Annotated in this window: 13 protein-coding genes; 4 read left to right on the top strand and 9 right to left on the bottom strand. The window is 69.8% G+C overall.

The window, feature by feature from the left end:
- The first annotated feature begins 149 nt into the window (after positions 1-149).
- The 4 genes from ABD932_RS16355 to ABD932_RS16340 are packed head-to-tail and all read left to right on the top strand — an operon-like array spanning position 150 to position 3,539.
- Positions 150-1,118, top strand: coding sequence for an ABC transporter substrate-binding protein (locus ABD932_RS16355; protein WP_345013225.1), 969 nt, complete (start codon positions 150-152; stop codon positions 1,116-1,118).
- 31 nt (positions 1,119-1,149) lie between these two features.
- Positions 1,150-1,923 (top strand): ABC transporter permease, encoded by a 774-nt coding sequence (locus tag ABD932_RS16350; protein ID WP_345013224.1) that lies wholly within the window; start codon positions 1,150-1,152, stop codon positions 1,921-1,923.
- On the top strand, positions 1,923-2,699 hold the full coding sequence (locus tag ABD932_RS16345; RefSeq protein ID WP_345014430.1) for an ABC transporter permease: 777 nt from the start codon (positions 1,923-1,925) through the stop codon (positions 2,697-2,699). The genes ABD932_RS16350 and ABD932_RS16345 overlap by 1 nt, the downstream gene beginning before the upstream one ends.
- 27 nt (positions 2,700-2,726) lie before the next feature.
- Complete coding sequence (locus tag ABD932_RS16340; protein WP_345013222.1) at positions 2,727-3,539, top strand: ABC transporter ATP-binding protein; 813 nt, start codon at positions 2,727-2,729, stop codon at positions 3,537-3,539.
- Here ABD932_RS16340 and ABD932_RS16335 read toward each other — a convergent pair.
- From ABD932_RS16335 to ABD932_RS16295, 9 genes are all read right to left on the bottom strand, one after another.
- Positions 3,508-5,649 (bottom strand): discoidin domain-containing protein, encoded by a 2,142-nt coding sequence (locus ABD932_RS16335; RefSeq protein ID WP_345013220.1) that lies wholly within the window; start codon positions 5,647-5,649, stop codon positions 3,508-3,510. The two genes, ABD932_RS16340 and ABD932_RS16335, sit on opposite strands and share 32 nt — an antisense overlap.
- A 76-nt stretch (positions 5,650-5,725) precedes the next feature.
- Positions 5,726-7,315 (bottom strand): glycoside hydrolase family 13 protein, encoded by a 1,590-nt coding sequence (locus ABD932_RS16330; RefSeq protein WP_345013218.1) that lies wholly within the window; start codon positions 7,313-7,315, stop codon positions 5,726-5,728.
- A gap of 30 nt (positions 7,316-7,345) precedes the next feature.
- Positions 7,346-8,209, bottom strand: a complete 864-nt coding sequence (locus ABD932_RS16325; protein ID WP_345013216.1) for a carbohydrate ABC transporter permease — start codon at positions 8,207-8,209, stop codon at positions 7,346-7,348.
- Complete coding sequence (locus ABD932_RS16320) at positions 8,206-9,159, bottom strand: carbohydrate ABC transporter permease (RefSeq protein ID WP_345013214.1); 954 nt, start codon at positions 9,157-9,159, stop codon at positions 8,206-8,208. The genes ABD932_RS16325 and ABD932_RS16320 overlap by 4 nt, the downstream gene beginning before the upstream one ends.
- A gap of 6 nt (positions 9,160-9,165) precedes the next feature.
- Positions 9,166-10,515 carry an ABC transporter substrate-binding protein gene (locus tag ABD932_RS16315; protein WP_345013212.1) on the bottom strand — a complete coding sequence of 450 codons (1,350 nt, stop codon included), beginning with the start codon at positions 10,513-10,515 and terminating at the stop codon, positions 9,166-9,168.
- A 131-nt stretch (positions 10,516-10,646) separates the two neighbouring features.
- Positions 10,647-11,645 carry a LacI family DNA-binding transcriptional regulator gene (locus ABD932_RS16310; protein WP_345013210.1) on the bottom strand — a complete coding sequence of 333 codons (999 nt, stop codon included), beginning with the start codon at positions 11,643-11,645 and terminating at the stop codon, positions 10,647-10,649.
- A 50-nt stretch (positions 11,646-11,695) separates the two neighbouring features.
- Complete coding sequence (locus ABD932_RS16305) at positions 11,696-12,394, bottom strand: GntR family transcriptional regulator (RefSeq protein ID WP_345013208.1); 699 nt, start codon at positions 12,392-12,394, stop codon at positions 11,696-11,698.
- Positions 12,395-12,447: 53 nt separating this feature from the next.
- On the bottom strand, positions 12,448-13,449 hold the full coding sequence (locus ABD932_RS16300; protein WP_345013206.1) for a proline racemase family protein: 1,002 nt from the start codon (positions 13,447-13,449) through the stop codon (positions 12,448-12,450).
- Positions 13,450-13,497: 48 nt separating this feature from the next.
- Positions 13,498-14,412 (bottom strand): dihydrodipicolinate synthase family protein, encoded by a 915-nt coding sequence (locus ABD932_RS16295; protein WP_345013204.1) that lies wholly within the window; start codon positions 14,410-14,412, stop codon positions 13,498-13,500.
- Positions 14,413-14,425: the final 13 nt, after the last annotated feature.

Below are 14,425 nucleotides of genomic sequence, written 5' to 3'. Positions count from 1 at the left end.
AACAATGTTGTCGGTGAACCCTTGACGAACCCATTGACCGGACTCGTTCGAGGCTTCTACCTTCCCGCTGAGCAACCTTGCGCACTACTGTGCGCCTTGCGCACAACCTGTCGGAACACCGCTGCACCGTTGTCTGTACAGGAGGAGCCATGCGTCGTCTGTCCGCCGGTCTCACCGCCGGCGCCCTGCTGTTCGTCGCGACGGCCTGTGGCTCGTCCGACGGCGGATCATCCGACGCGGGCGCGTCGTCCGGCGGAATCACCACCGTCAAGCTCGGGCTCATTCCGATCGTCGATGTCGCGCCGCTGTATCTCGGCCAGAAGAAGGGCTTCTTCGAGAAGCAGGGCCTGAAGCTGGAGTTCACCACCGCACAGGGCGGCGCGGCGATCGTGCCGGGGGTGGCGAGCGGGCAGTTCCAGTTCGGGTTCAGCAACGTGACGTCCCTGATGGTGGCTCAGACCAACGGCGTCCCCGTGCAGGCCGTCGCCAACGGCATCGCCTCGACCGGCGTGCGGGGCAAGGACTTCAACGGCCTGATGGTCAAGAAGGACAGCCCCATCAAGTCGGCGAAGCAGCTGGAGGGCAAGAAGGTCGCCATCAACACGCTGAAGAACATCAACGAGACCGCGGTCCGCCAGGCGGTGCGTGTGGCGGGCGGCGACCCGGACAAGGTGACCCTCGTCGAGATGGCCTTCGACCAGATGCCCGCCGCCCTCGACCAGGGCCAGATCGACGCCGCGTGCGTGGTCGAGCCCGCGACGGCCACCATCCGCAGCCAGGGCGGCCGGGAGATCGCCTCGCCGCTGATCGACATCGCACCGGAGCTCACCGTCGCGATGTACTTCACCTCGACGCAGTACGCGCAGCAGAACCCGGACGTGGTCAAGAAGTTCCAGGACGCCACCGCCGAGTCCCTCGCGTACGCCGAGGCCCATCCGGACGAGGCACGGCAGATCGTCACGACGTACACCAAGATCCCGCCGAACGTGCTGGACCAGGTGACCCTGCCCAAGTGGCCGGCCGAGGCGAACCGCTCGTCCATCGAGGCCCTGATGAAGCTCGGCGAGGAGGACGGCCTCTTCAAGAAGACGCCCGACCTGGACGCGCTGCTGCCGTGAGGGACGGAACCGGCATGAGGGATGTGAACACTTGAGGGGCGCGAACGTCGCACTCGGTGCGGCCGGGCTCGCGGCCTTCCTCGCCCTGGGCGAGGCGGTACCGCGGCTCGGCCTGGTCAAGGAGGCCTACTTCCCGCCGACGAGCCGTATCGCCGAAGCGCTCGCGGACGAGGTCGCCGACGCCGCCTTCTGGACCGCGCTCGGCGACACCCTCACCGGCTGGGCGCTGGGCCTGGCGATCGCGTCCTGCGCGGGCATCGTGGTGGGAGTGCTCCTCTCCGTCGTGCCGTACCTGCGCGAGCTCACGGCCTCGACGATCGAGTTCCTGCGCCCGATCCCGTCGGTGGCGCTGATCCCGCTGGCGGTGCTGCTCTACGGCACCGAACTGAGGTCAGTGCTCCTCCTGGTCGTCTACGCCTCCTTCTGGCAGGTGCTGATCCAGACCCTGTACGGCGTCCAGGACGTCGACCCGGTCGCCGAGGAGACGGCCCGCAGTTACGGCCTCGGCACCTGGGCGCGCGTCCGCCATGTGCTGTGGCCGACGGCCCTGCCGTATGTCATGACCGGTGTGCGGCTCGCCGCGGCGGTTGCGCTGATCCTCGCGATCACCGCCGAACTCGTCATCGGGGCGCCGGGGTTGGGCCAGCAGATCGCGGTGGCGCAGACCTCGCAGGCGGTGCCGGAGATGTACGCGCTCGTCGTGGTCGCGGGTCTGCTGGGGCTGCTCATCAACGTCGGCGCACGTACGGTGGAGCGGCGGGCGCTGGCCTGGCACCAGTCGGTGCGCGGGGAGGTGGCGGTGTGATCGGGCGCTTGCTGGCGCGCGTGTTCTTCGCGGTCGCGCTGCCCGTGGTGCTGGTCGCCGGGTGGTGGGCGGCGTCGGACGGCAGCACGGACCCCTTCTGGCCGCCACTGCGGACGATCCTCGACACCTTCCCGGACGTCTGGACGGCCGACCGGCTGCGCACGGACGTCGTGCCGAGTCTCCTGCGACTGCTGGGCGGCTTTGCGACGGCCGCCGTGGTCGGCGTGGCGCTAGGCACGGTCATCGGCTCCTACCGCAGGGTCCGCGCGGTGTGCGAACCGGTCCTGGAGTTCCTGCGGGCCGTGCCGCCGCCCGTGCTCGTCCCGGTCATCATGCTGTTCGCCGGCATCGGCGACACCATGAAGATCGTCGTGATCGCGAGCGGCTGCGTCTGGCCGATCCTGCTCAACACCGTGGAAGGCGTGCGCGCGGTCGACTCGGTGATGCTGGAGACGGCCCGCTCGTACGGCGTCACGGGGATCGCCCGGCTGCGCCATCTGGTGCTGCGCTCGGCGAGCCCGCAGATCTTCGCCGGGCTGCGCCAGGCGCTGTCCATCGGCATCATCCTCATGGTCATCAGCGAGATGTTCGCCGCCAACAACGGCATCGGCTTCACCGTCGTCCAGTTCCAGCGCAGCTTCGCGATCCCCGACATGTGGACCGGGATCCTCGTCCTCGGACTGCTCGGCTTCCTGCTCTCCGTCGTCTTCCGACTGGTCGAGCGCCGGGTGCTCGGCTGGTACCACGGTCTGCGCGCGACCACCCGGCGGTCCTGAGTGACGAGCATCGTGAAGGGGCGGTCCATGCTCGACGTACGCGGCCTGAAGAAGGTCTACGAGGGGTCCGGACGGCGCGTGGAGGCCGTACGCGACCTCACCTTCACCGTCGACGCCGGCGAACTGGTCTGTCTCGTCGGCCCCTCGGGCTGCGGCAAGACGACCCTCCTGAAGTGCATGGGCGGTCTGCTCGCCCCGACCGGCGGCGAAGTGCTGCTGGAGGGGCGGAAGGTGAGCGGTCCACCGCCCGGGATGGCCTTCGTGTTCCAGGAGTACGGACGCAGCCTGTTTCCCTGGATGCGGGTCGGTGAGAACGTCGAACTTCCGCTCAGGCAGAAGAACCTGGGCAAGGCGCGGCGTCGGGAGCTGGTGCGGGACGCGCTGGAGTCGGTGGGGCTCGCGGACGCCGTGGGGGCGTATCCGTGGCAGCTGTCCGGCGGCATGCAGCAGCGGGTCGCCATCGCCCGGGCGCTGGCGTACGAACCCCGTGTGCTGCTGATGGACGAGCCGTTCGCGGCGGTGGACGCGCAGACGCGGGCCGATCTGGAGGACCTCGTCCGGGGGCTCTGGCGCGAGCGCGGCATCACCATCCTGTTCGTCACCCATGACATCGACGAGGCCGTCTACCTGGGCGAGCGGGTGATCGTGCTGTCCGCCTCCCCCACCGTCGTCCAGGAGCAGCTGAAGGTCGAACTGCCCGCCGAGCGGGACCAGTTGCACACCAGGGTGGATCCGCGCTTCGCCGAGCTGCGCACCCATGTGTACGCGCAGATCCAGGCGGCGAAGCGCGGCACTCCCCAGGACGCCGTCACGAAGTCGGATACGCCTCCACCTCACTGAACTGACCCGCCGGCCAGCCGGTGTTGGCGCTGACGGACAGCCGCAGATACCGCAGCCTCGTGCCGTCGGGCAGGGAGACGGTGGCCGTGTTGCCGGTCGCCGGGTCGAAGCGGTAGCCGGTGGCGCCGACGACCGTCGAGTAGGTCGAACCGTCGGTGCTGCCCAGCACGGTGACGGTCTGGGTGCGCGCGCCCCAGGCCGAGGACGGGGGCAGCTTCAGCACCAGTCGGCGGACCGCCTCGGACGAGCCGAGGTCGACCGTCCAGGACTGCGGGAAGGCGTTGTTGGTGGCTTCCCAGTAGGTGTTCGCGTCGCCGTCGACCGCCTTGCCGGGTGTGTAGACGTCCTGTGAGCCGGTGGCTGTGGCCGGGCGGCCCTTGGCCAGGTTGCGGTTCGGATCCGGGTCCGGGTTGCCCTGCCCGGGCTGCGGCCAGGTCGAGCAGTCCGACCAGGTGCTGCTCCAGCCGGAGTTGCCACCGGCGTCGGTGAGGGTGAAGGTGCCGGCGCCGGCCGGGTAGGGGCAGTTGTAGATGCCCGCCGCGCCGACGCCGGTCGCGGTGACGTCGCGGAAGGTGGCGGCGCCCTGCGTCTCGGCCTGGACGACGACCGTGCCGGTGCCGCGCACGGTCGCGCCGTCGACGGTGATGTTCTTCGCCGCGAAGCCGCGCCCGCTGCCCGAGACGAACTCGAAGGCGCTGTACGGGCTGTCGGTGATGGTGGTGTTGGTGATGCGGACGTTCGCCTCGATGGCGCTGTCGTAGGAGTCGACGCGCAGGGCGCCCATCGGGTGGTTCCAGTTGGGGTTCATCGCACCCGTGCGGACGAGGGTGTTGCCGTCGACCGTGATGGTGCCGGACAGCGGGTGGAAGGGGTCGAGGAACTTCTGGTTGGAGATCGCGATGCCGCTGCCGAGGGCGTTGGTGTCGGAGATCAGGTTGTCCTTGACGGTGATGTCGGTGCCGCCGTAGATCGCGATGCCGTTGGCGAGGTTCGGCTGGGTGATGGTGTTGTTCTCGAAGCTGCTGTCGGTGTCCGGCGCGTACAGCGACCACATGGCGAGCGCGTCGTCGCCCTGGTTGCGCAGGAAGTTGTGGCGGACGCGGACGCCCCGGGCGTTGCCGTTGAGGTTGAGGCCGTCGGCCGTCATGTCGAGGAAGCGGTTGTTCTCGACGACGAGGTTGTCGTTGGTGCCCATCAGCCAGAGGCCGACCTTGAGGTGCTGGAGCCACATACCGGAGACCGAACTGTTCGGTCCCAGCGAGCCGTTGACGAAGTTGTCGGGGTTGGAGTCGACCCGTTCGGTGACCTCGCCGATGACCGCGAAGTCCTTGATGTGGACACCTCCGGAGGAGCTCGACTGGTCGATGAAGCGCGAGGTGCGCACGATCGAGTGCCAGCTGCCCGCGCCCTGGAGGGTGACGTTCTGGACGCCGCTCAAGGAGGACGTCAGCCTGTACTCGCCCGGCGGGATCCACACCACCCCGCCCTGCGCGGCGGCGATGGCGTCCCGGAACGCCTGGGTGGAGTCGCCCTGGCCGCTCGGGTCTGCGCCCTTCGACGTCACCGACACCGACCCGGCGGGCTGCCCGGCCGCGTCGGCGACCTGCTCGAAGTCGGCCACGTCGACGGTGACTTCGGCGTCGGCGGCTTCCAGGGCCACCTTGTCGCCCGCCTGCACGTTCTGGCCGAGCAACAGACGGGCGTTGTCGTAGAAGTGGTGGGTCTTGGCGCCCGGGATCCAGCCGGTGTCGATGTACAAGTACTTGGAGGTGACGGCGATGGTCCTGGCCAGCTTGGTTCCGTTGACGTACACGTTCAGCGTGCCGGTCCGGCCGTCGGGGACGCTGTAGGCGACGTTGAGGGCGTTGGCGGCGCGCGGCGCGGTGAACTCGACGCGCCGGCCTGCGGTGAGGCGGACGGCCTGACGTCCGGAGGCCTCCGAGGCGAGGGTGCCCTGGGTGTGGTCGGGGCCGATCTTCGTGCCGGTGGTGGTGGCGGACTCGGCCTCGACCGAGGTGAAGGGCAGAGCCGCGCCGGCGGCCGCGTGGGCGGTGGGGGCCGTGGTGGTGAGGAGGCCGGCGGCGAGGGCGACGGAGATCGCTGTTGGCATGGTCCTGACATATCTGCGCGTGTGCTGCATGGCTGATCCCTTCGTGGTGGGGGTACGGGGACAGCGGGCCGCGGTCTCAGGCGCGCAGCCAGACCGCGGTGTCCTTCGGCAGCCGCCCGTCGGTGTCCAACGAGTCGCTGGCTACGAGGAGTTCGGTGTGGGCGGGCAGGTCGGCGGGGGTGTCCGCGAGGTTCACCACACAGGTGACACCTGGTGCGCGGGTGAACGCGAGCACGCCGTCGGGTGCGGGCAGCCAGGTGAGCGGGCCGCCTGCGAGCACCGGCCGGAGCGCGATCGCGCGGCGGTAGAGGGCGAGCATCGACGTGGGGTCCGCGGCCTGCCGGTCGGCTGCGTACGCGGCCCAGTCGACGGGCTGTGGCAGCCACGGCTCCGCACGAGAGCCGAAGCCCGCGTGGGGCGCGTCGGCCGCCCACGGCAACGGCACCCGGCAGCCGTCCCGGCCCGGGTCGGTGCCCCCGGAGCGGGCGTGCATCGGGTCCTGGACGCGGTCGAGCGGAATGTCGGCCTCGGGCAGGCCGAGCTCCTCGCCCTGGTAGACGTAGACGGCTCCGGGCAGGGCCAGCGACAGCAGGGCGGCCGCCCGGGCCCGGCGGGTGCCGAGCGCGAGGTCGGTCGGGGTACCGAAGGCCTTGGTGGCGAAGTCGAAGCCGGTGTCGGCACGGCCGTACCGGGTGACCGTGCGGGTGACGTCGTGGTTGCACAGTACCCAGGTCGCCGGTGCGCCGACCGGCGCGTGTTCGGCGAGCGTCTCGTCGATGGCCGTACGCAGCCGTGCGGCGTCCCAAGGGCAGGTCATGAACGAGAAGTTGAAGGCCGTGTGGAGTTCGTCGGGGCGCAGATAGCGGGCGAAGCGTTCGGTGTCGGGGAGCCAGACCTCGCCGACGAAGATGCCGCCGTACTCGTCCGCGATCGCGCGCCAGGAGCGGTAGATGTCGTGGAGTTCGTCGCGGTCGACGTACGGGTGGGGGTCCCGGCCCTCGGTGAAGTCCGGCAGGCGGGGGTCCTTGGCGAGGAGGGCGGCGGAGTCGATGCGGACGCCGGCGACACCGCGGTCGAACCAGAAGCGCAGGATGTCCTCGTGTTCCCGCCGGACGGCCGGGTGGGCCCAGTCGAGGTCGGGCTGTTCGGGGGCGAACAGGTGCAGGTACCAGGTGCCGTCGGGCAGCCTGGTCCAGGCCGGGCCGCCGAACTGGGAGCGCCAGTCGTTGGGCGGGAGGGCGCCGCGACCCGTGCGGAAGTGGAACAGGTCCCGTTCCGGGCCGCCCTTGAGCGCCGCCCGGAACCAGGGGTGCTGGTCCGAGACATGGTTCGGCACGATGTCGACGATGGTGCGGATGCCGAGTCCGTGCGCCTCGGCGATGAGTTTCTCCGCCTCGGCCAGGGTGCCGAAGGCCGGGTCGATCGCACGGTAGTCGGCGACGTCGTAGCCGCCGTCCTTCATCGGTGAGACGTACCAGGGCGTGAACCAGAGTGCGTCCACGCCGAGTTCGGCGAGGTACGGCAGCCGGGCACGGACGCCCGCGAGGTCCCCGGTGCCGTCGCCGTCCCCGTCCGCGAAGCTGCGGACGTACACCTGGTAGATGACGGCGTCACGCCACCAGTCCTGCGCCTCGCGGGGCTTGCGGGCATGGGTGGGCTGTCCCACGGTGGGTGCCTTTCTGTCGGAGGGGCGGCGTCAGCCCTTCGAGCCGCCCGCACTGATACCGGCGATGATGTGCCGCTGGAACACCAGGAACATCGCGACCATGGGAATGCTGGCGATCACCATCGCGGCGATGAGCACGGTGAGTTGGATGTTCTGCGACAGCTGCACGAGCGCCACGCTGATCGGCTGTTCGTCGGTGTCGGAGAAGACCATCAGCGGCCACAGGAAGTCCTGCCAGACGGCGACCAGCGCGAAGATCGACACGACGCCGAGCACCGGCCGTGACATGGGCAGCACGATCGACCACAGGGTGCGCAGTCGGCCGGCCCCGTCGATCTCGGCGGCCTCCAGGACATCGCGCGGGAGCTGGTCGAAGAACCGCTTCAGCAGGTAGAGGTTGAAGGCGTTGGCGACGGCCGGGAGCCAGATGGCGAGGGGGTCGTTGAGCAGGCCCAGGTCCGCCACGGTGAGGTACTTCGGCACCACCAGCGCCTGCGCCGGGACCATGAGGGTGGCGAGGACCCCGCCGAGGATCACCTTGCCGAAGGCGGGCCGCAGCTTGGACAGGGCGTAGGCGGCGGCCGTGCAGAAGACGAGCTGGAACGCCCAGGCGCCGGTCGCCTGGACCACCGTGTTCCACAGGTGGGTGGGCAACTGCATCAGCTCCCAGGCGTCGGTGTATCCGCCGAGGTGCCATGTCTGCGGTATGAGGGTGGGGGGCGTCCGCGTCACTTCGTCCGGGGACTTCATCGCACCGGTCACCATCCAGTAGACCGGGAACAGGAAGGCGAGTGCGAAGAGCACGACGACCCCGGTGAAGACGGCCCAGTAGACGGCCTTCCCGCGCGGGCGGGCCAGCACGGCCGGGGAGACGAGGGTGCGGGTGCCGCTCATGTGTCCCCCTCGGAGCGGGTCAGCCTCAGGTATGCGGCGGAGAACAGGCCGAGCAGCGCGAGGAGCAGCACGCTGAGCGCGCAGGCGCCGCCGAAGTCGTTGTAGAGGAAGGCGTACTTGTAGATGAGGTAGAGGACGGTGACCGTGGCGTTCTCCGGGCCGCCGCCCGTGATCACGAACGGCTCGGTGAAGACCTGCATCGTGGCGATGATCTGAAGGAGCATCAGCATCAGGATCACGAAGCGGGTCTGCGGGATCGTCACATGCCGTACGCGTTGCAGCAGGTTCGCGCCGTCGAGTTCGGCCGCCTCGTACAGCTCCCCCGGAATGGACTGGAGCGCCGCCAGGTAGATCAGGACCGTGCCGCCCAGGTTGGCCCAGGTGGCGACGACGACGAGGGAGACCAGGGCCGTGTCGGCGCCGTTGGACCAGTTCGACGTGGGCAGGTGCAGGAACCGCAGCGCCTCGTTGGCGAGGCCGGTTCCGGGGTCGTAGAACCACTTCCACAGCAGGGCGCTGACCACCGGCGGGATCATCACCGGCAGATAGACGACGACCCGGAAGAACGCCTTGGCATGCCTCAACTCGTTGAGGACCAGGGCGAGTACGAAGGGGATCGCGAAGCCGATCAGCAGGGCGAGCAGGGTGAAGACGAGGGTGTTGCGCCAGGCGGCGGCGAACTCCGGGTCGGCGAGGACGCGGGTGAAGTTGGCGGTGCCGACCCACTCGGGGTCGCTGCCGGGCGTGTACTTCTGGAAGGCGATCACGACCGCGCGGATCGCCGGGTACCAGGAGAAGAGCGCGAAGCAGACGAGGCCGCCGAGGAGGAAGCCGTAGGCACGGGCCTGGTCGGCGACGCGGCGCCGTCTCCGGTCCCCTGCCGGGGTCGGCGCCCGCATCGGCCGGACCACGACCTTCGCGACGGTCCGTCGCTGAGCCGTCCTGGTCATGGCCCGTCAGCCCCGGGCCAGGATGCCGTCGATCTTCCCGGACGCGTCCTTGAGGAGCTGGTCGATGTCGGCGTCCTCCTTGGTGAGGACGGCGGAGACGACACCGTCGAGGACGGAGTAGATCTGCTGGGCGCTCGGCGGCTCGATCTTCATGTCGAGGCTCTGGTTTCCGTCGAGGAAGGCCTGGTAGTTCTCCACCGGGACGTTGGCGTTGGCCTTCTTGACCTGCTGGTCCTTGGCGTCGGCGGCTCCGGTGAACAGACGGGGTTCGGGCAGTCCCACGGGGGCGTCGTTCTTCTTGGCGCGGGCGTAGTCGCCGAGGAAGCCGTCACCAGGGGTGAGGAACATGTGGTCGAGCCACTTCAGGGCGGCTCGGATCTGCTCGGGGCTCGCCTTCTTGCCGATCATGTAGCTGTCGCCGCCGATGAGCGTGCCCTGGCCGCCGGGCATGGGGGCGAGGGCGAGATCCTTGTAGTCGCCGCCCTTCTCCTTGACGAGGATCGGGATGTTGTCGGGCGCGGCGAGGTACATGCCGAGCTTGCCGGCGCCCATCATCTGCTGGACGTCGTTGATGACGAGCAGTTGCCTGCTGCCCATCGAGTCGTCCGTCCAGCGCATGTCGTGCAGGTTCTGCAGCACGGCGCGGCCCTCGGGGGTGTCGACGGTGGCCTTCTTGCCGTCCGCGCTCACCACGTCCCCGCCCTGGGAGTAGAGCTCGGCGGTGAAGTGCCAGCCGCCCTGGTTCTGCGCGCTGTAGTCGGCGTAGCCGACGGTGCCGTCGCCGAGTCCGGCGATCTTCTTGGCGGCGGCGCGGACTTCTTCCCAGGTGGCCGGGGGCTGTTCGGGGTCGAGGCCCGCCTGCTCGAAGAGCCTCTTGTTGTAGATCAGGCCCATCGAGTAGCCGGTGCGCGGGATGCCGTAGATCTTGCCGTCGACGGTGTAGATGTCGCGCAGCTGCTGCTGGATGGTGTCGTAGCTCTTCAACTCCTTGACGTACGGCGTGAGATCGGCCGCCTGGTCGATCTCCACGACATGCCTGGCATCCGTGAAGTAGGTGTAGAAGACGTCCTCCATCTGCCCACCGGCGAGCTTCGCGTCGAAGGTCTTGGGGTCCTGGCAGGGGAACGCGTCATGGGCCACGACGTCGATGTCCGGGTTCTGCCTCTCGAAGGAGGCGATGTCCTGCTCGAAGAACCGGCGGTCGACCTTGGCGCTCTTGGGCGGCATGCAGTTGACCGTGATACGGGTCTTGCCGCTCGCCGAATCGTCGCCGTCCGACCCGCAGGCGGAGGCGGCCAGGGCGAGGGAGCAGACGCTCAGCGCGGCAAGGGTGCGGCGGAACCCGGTGCTTCTCATCGGTGGACCCCTCTGGGCAGGAGCGGTGGGCGCCGCACACTCAAGCACCGGCGACATGCGTCCGCAAGATGTCGCGCGAGAATTGAAATTTCTTGACAGGGGAGCCGACCTCGGTAGCGGTCAGCTGGATCTCAGGGACGAGGTGCCTGTGCGGTGGATCCGCGCACCACCAGTTCCGGCTCGAAGAGCAGTTCCTCGGCCGGTACGGCGCTGCCCGCGATCTGCGCGTTCAGCAGCTCCACGGCAGCCCTGCCCATGGCCTCGATGGGCTGGCGGACGGTGGTGAGCGCAGGCTCCGTGCAGTTCATGAACGCCGAGTCGTCGTACCCGACCACGGAGATCTCCGACGGGACGCCAAGCCCCTTGCGGCGGGCGGCCCTGATCGCCCCGAGCGCGAGCGGGTCGCTGGCGCAGATGATGCCGGTCACGCCCCGGTCGATCAGCCGGGAGGCTGCCGCGTGCCCGCCCTCGATCGAGAAGATGGCCCGCGCCACGCGCTCCTCGGGCAGCTCCCCGGCGAAGGCCCGGGCGGCGGCCAGCTTGCGCGCCGACGGCACGTGGTCGGCCGGCCCGAGCACGAGCCCGATGCGCTCGTGGCCCAGCGAAGCCAGATGCCGCCAGGCCTGTTCGACGGCCACGGCGTCGTCGCAGGACACCCCCGGGAAGCCCAGGTGTTCGATGGCCGCGTTGACCAGCACCACCGGGATATTGCGGTCGCCGAGCTCCTTGTAGTGGTCGTGCGGCGCGTCGGCCTGGGCGTACAGCCCGCCGGCGAAGACGACGCCGGAGACCTGCTGTTGCAGCAGCAGCGCGACGTAGTCGGCCTCGGAGACACCGCCCTTGGTCTGTGTGCACAGCACCGGGGTCAGTCCGTGCTGGGCGAGCGCTCCGCCGATCACCTCGGCGAACGCCGGGAAGATCGGGTTCTGCAGCTCCGGCAGCACGAGGCCGACGAGGCGGGCGCGTTCACCGCGCAGCTGCGTGGGCCGCTCGTAGCCGAGGACGTCCAGGGCGGACAACACCGCCTGCCGGGTGGCCTCGGAGACGCCGGGCTTGTCGTTGAGCACCCGGCTGACCGTGGCCTCGCTGACCCCGACCTTCTTCGCCACCTCAGCAAGTCGTCGCGTCATGTACGCAAGAATAGCGCAAGAAACGCAAGCGGCTTGCGTCGCGGTGGCGCCTACTTCTTCGCCGCCCAGAGTCCGCGGACGTGCCCGAGGTGACGGGTCATGACCTCGCGTACGGCCTGCTCGTCGCGGGCGATCAGCGCGTCGAGGAGTTCGAGATGCTCCTCGGCGGAGGCCAGCAGACGGCCGGCCTCGACGAGGGCGGTGAGGCCGTAGAGGCGGGAGCGCTTGCGGAGGTCGCCGACGACCTCGACGAGATGGGCGTTGCCGGCGAGGGCGAGCAGGCCGAGGTGGAAGCGGGTGTCCGCCTCGACGTACGCGATGAGGTCGGCGGAGACGGCGGCCTGGACGATCTCCCGGGCGGCGGGGCGCAGCGCCTCCAGGGAGACCTTGTCGGCGGTCCTGGCCAGCTCCACCACCGTGGGGATCTCGATGAGCGCCCGGATGTGCTTGTACTCGTCGAGCTGTTTCTCGGAGACCGCGGTGACCCGGAACCCCTTGTTGGGAACGGTGTCGACCAGGCCCTCCTTGACGAGGTCCAGCATGGCCTCGCGCACCGGGGTCGCCGAGACGCCGAAGCGGGCGGCGAGCGTCGGCGCGGAGTACACCTCGCCGGGGAGCAGCTCCCCCGCGATCAGCGCGGCCCGCAGGGCGTCGGCGACCCGCTCCCGGTAGCTGCTCTTCTTGCCGCCCAAGGTGGGCAGCGCCGGGGCAGCTGCGGCAGGCGGGGCGCCGGTGCGCTGGGCGGCCATGAGTCTCCTCGTTGTGCAATGTCACGCGGTACGCGGCTCATTATCCTCGACGCTCAGAGCACGAACCCGGCCGGGAACGGGTCCGACGGATCGAGCAGGTACTGCGCGGTGCCGGTGATCCACGCGCGGCCGGTGAAGCTCGGCAGGACGGCGGGCCGGCCCGCGACCTCGGTGGTGCCGAGGAGCCGTCCGGTGAACCGGGTCCCGATGAAGGACTCGTTCACGAACTCGGTGTGCGGCGGGAGTTCGCCGCGTGCGTGCAGCTGCGCCATCCGCGCGCTGGTGCCCGTGCCGCAGGGTGAGCGGTCGAACCAGCCGGGGTGGATCGCCATGGCGTGCCGGGAGTGCCGGGCGGTGGCGCCGGGGGCGACCAGGTGGACGTGGTGGCAGCCGCGGATGGACGGGTCCTCGGGGTGGACGGGCTCCTCCTCGGCGTTGATCGCCGCCATGAGGGAGAGTCCGGCCTTGAGGATGTCGTCCTTGCGGGAGCGGTCGAAGGGCAGCCCGAACTCCTCCAGCGGCAGGATGGCGTAGAAGTTGCCGCCGTACGCCATGTCGTATGTCACCGTGCGCCCGTCGGCCAGTGTGATCTTGCGGTCGAGGGCGACGGAGAAGGACGGCACGTTCTGCAGGGTGACCGCCTTCGCGGAGCCGTCCTCCACCGCCACCTCGGCGACGACCAGGCCCGCCGGGGTGTCGAGCCGGATCGTGGTGACCGGCTCGACGACCTCGACCATGCCGGTCTCGACGAGCACCGTCGCGACACCGATGGTGCCGTGCCCGCACATCGGCAGATAGCCGGAGACCTCGATGTAGAGCACGCCCCAGTCGCAGTCGGGGCGGGTGGGCGGCTGGAGGATGGCGCCGCTCATCGCCGAGTGGCCGCGCGGCTCGTTCATCAGGAGCTGCTTGATGTCGTCACGGTGCTCACGGAAGTACAGGCGCCGCTCGTTCATGGTCGCGCCGGGGATCGTGCCGATGCCGCCGGTGACGACCCGGGTGGGCATGCCCTCGGTGTGCGAGTCGACGGCGTGCAGGACGAGTTTGCTGCGCACGGTCCAGTCTCCTTTGCGGTGACGCGAGTTGCGATGACGCGAATGCGGTTACGCGAGCCCTGCAGCGACGGCCTGCTCGGTGGCGGTCCGGACCGCCACCTCCTGCTCGGGCAGCAGCGGCACGCGCGGCGGGCGGACGGGACCGCCGTGCCGGCCGACGAGGTCCATGGACAACTTGATGGCCTGGACGAACTCCACCTTGGAGTCCCAGCGCAGCAACGGGTGCAGCTGCTCGTACAGCTTCTTGGCCGTGCCCAGGTCACCGCCGACGGCCGCCCGGTACAGCTCGACGGAGGACTTCGGCAGCGCGTTCGGGTAGCCGGCCACCCAGCCCTTCGCACCGGCGATCGCGAGCTCCAGCAACACGTCGTCGGCGCCGATCAACAGGTCGAGTTCCGGGGCGAGTTCCGCGAGTTGGTACGCGCGGCGGACATCGCCGGAGAACTCCTTGACGCCGTGGATGTAGCCCTCGCCGTGGAGCTTGGCGAGCAGCTCGGGCACGAGGTCGACCTTGGTGTCGATGGGGTTGTTGTACGCCACGATCGGCACGCCCGCCTCGGCGACCTCGGCGTAGTGGGCGAGGACGGAACGCTCGTCGGCGCGGTAGGCGTTGGGCGGCAGCAGCATCACGGACGCGCAGCCCGCGTCACGCGCCTGCTCGGCCCAGCGGCGGGACTCGGCGGACCCGTAGGCGGCGACGCCGGGCATCACGCGCGCTCCGCCGATGGCGGCGACGGCCGTCTCGACGACCTTGGCCCGCTCCTCGGGAGTGAGGACCTGGTACTCGCCGAGCGAGCCGTTCGGAACGACGCCGTCGCAGCCGTTCTCGACCAGCCAGGCGCAGTGCTCGGCGAACCTGCCGTGGTCGACGGAGAGGTCGTCGTTCAGCGGGAGCGCGGTGGCGACGAGGACGCCGCGCCAGGGGCGGTTGTCGGAGGCGAGGGCGTTGGCGCTGTGGGTCATGAGGATCCCATCT

The sequence above is a fragment of the Streptomyces shaanxiensis genome (assembly GCF_039537145.1).
GTDB classification, from domain to species: Bacteria; Actinomycetota; Actinomycetes; order Streptomycetales; family Streptomycetaceae; genus Streptomyces; species Streptomyces shaanxiensis.
This window is presented reverse-complemented; position numbering and strand designations above follow the sequence as displayed.

What these genes read in the sequence shown, in the direction of transcription:
- ABD932_RS16305 (WP_345013208.1), bottom strand. Translation starts at nt 12,394, where the DNA reads ATGGCCGCCCAGCGCACCGGCGCCCCGCCTGCCGCAGCTGCCCCGGCG.
- ABD932_RS16325 (WP_345013216.1), bottom strand. Translation starts at nt 8,209, where the DNA reads ATGAGCGGCACCCGCACCCTCGTCTCCCCGGCCGTGCTGGCCCGCCCG.
- ABD932_RS16355 (WP_345013225.1), top strand. Translation starts at nt 150, where the DNA reads ATGCGTCGTCTGTCCGCCGGTCTCACCGCCGGCGCCCTGCTGTTCGTC.
- ABD932_RS16295 (WP_345013204.1), bottom strand. Translation starts at nt 14,412, where the DNA reads ATGACCCACAGCGCCAACGCCCTCGCCTCCGACAACCGCCCCTGGCGC.
- ABD932_RS16320 (WP_345013214.1), bottom strand. Translation starts at nt 9,159, where the DNA reads ATGACCAGGACGGCTCAGCGACGGACCGTCGCGAAGGTCGTGGTCCGG.
- ABD932_RS16315 (WP_345013212.1), bottom strand. Translation starts at nt 10,515, where the DNA reads ATGAGAAGCACCGGGTTCCGCCGCACCCTTGCCGCGCTGAGCGTCTGC.
- ABD932_RS16335 (WP_345013220.1), bottom strand. Translation starts at nt 5,649, where the DNA reads ATGCCAACAGCGATCTCCGTCGCCCTCGCCGCCGGCCTCCTCACCACC.
- ABD932_RS16340 (WP_345013222.1), top strand. Translation starts at nt 2,727, where the DNA reads ATGCTCGACGTACGCGGCCTGAAGAAGGTCTACGAGGGGTCCGGACGG.
- ABD932_RS16310 (WP_345013210.1), bottom strand. Translation starts at nt 11,645, where the DNA reads ATGACGCGACGACTTGCTGAGGTGGCGAAGAAGGTCGGGGTCAGCGAG.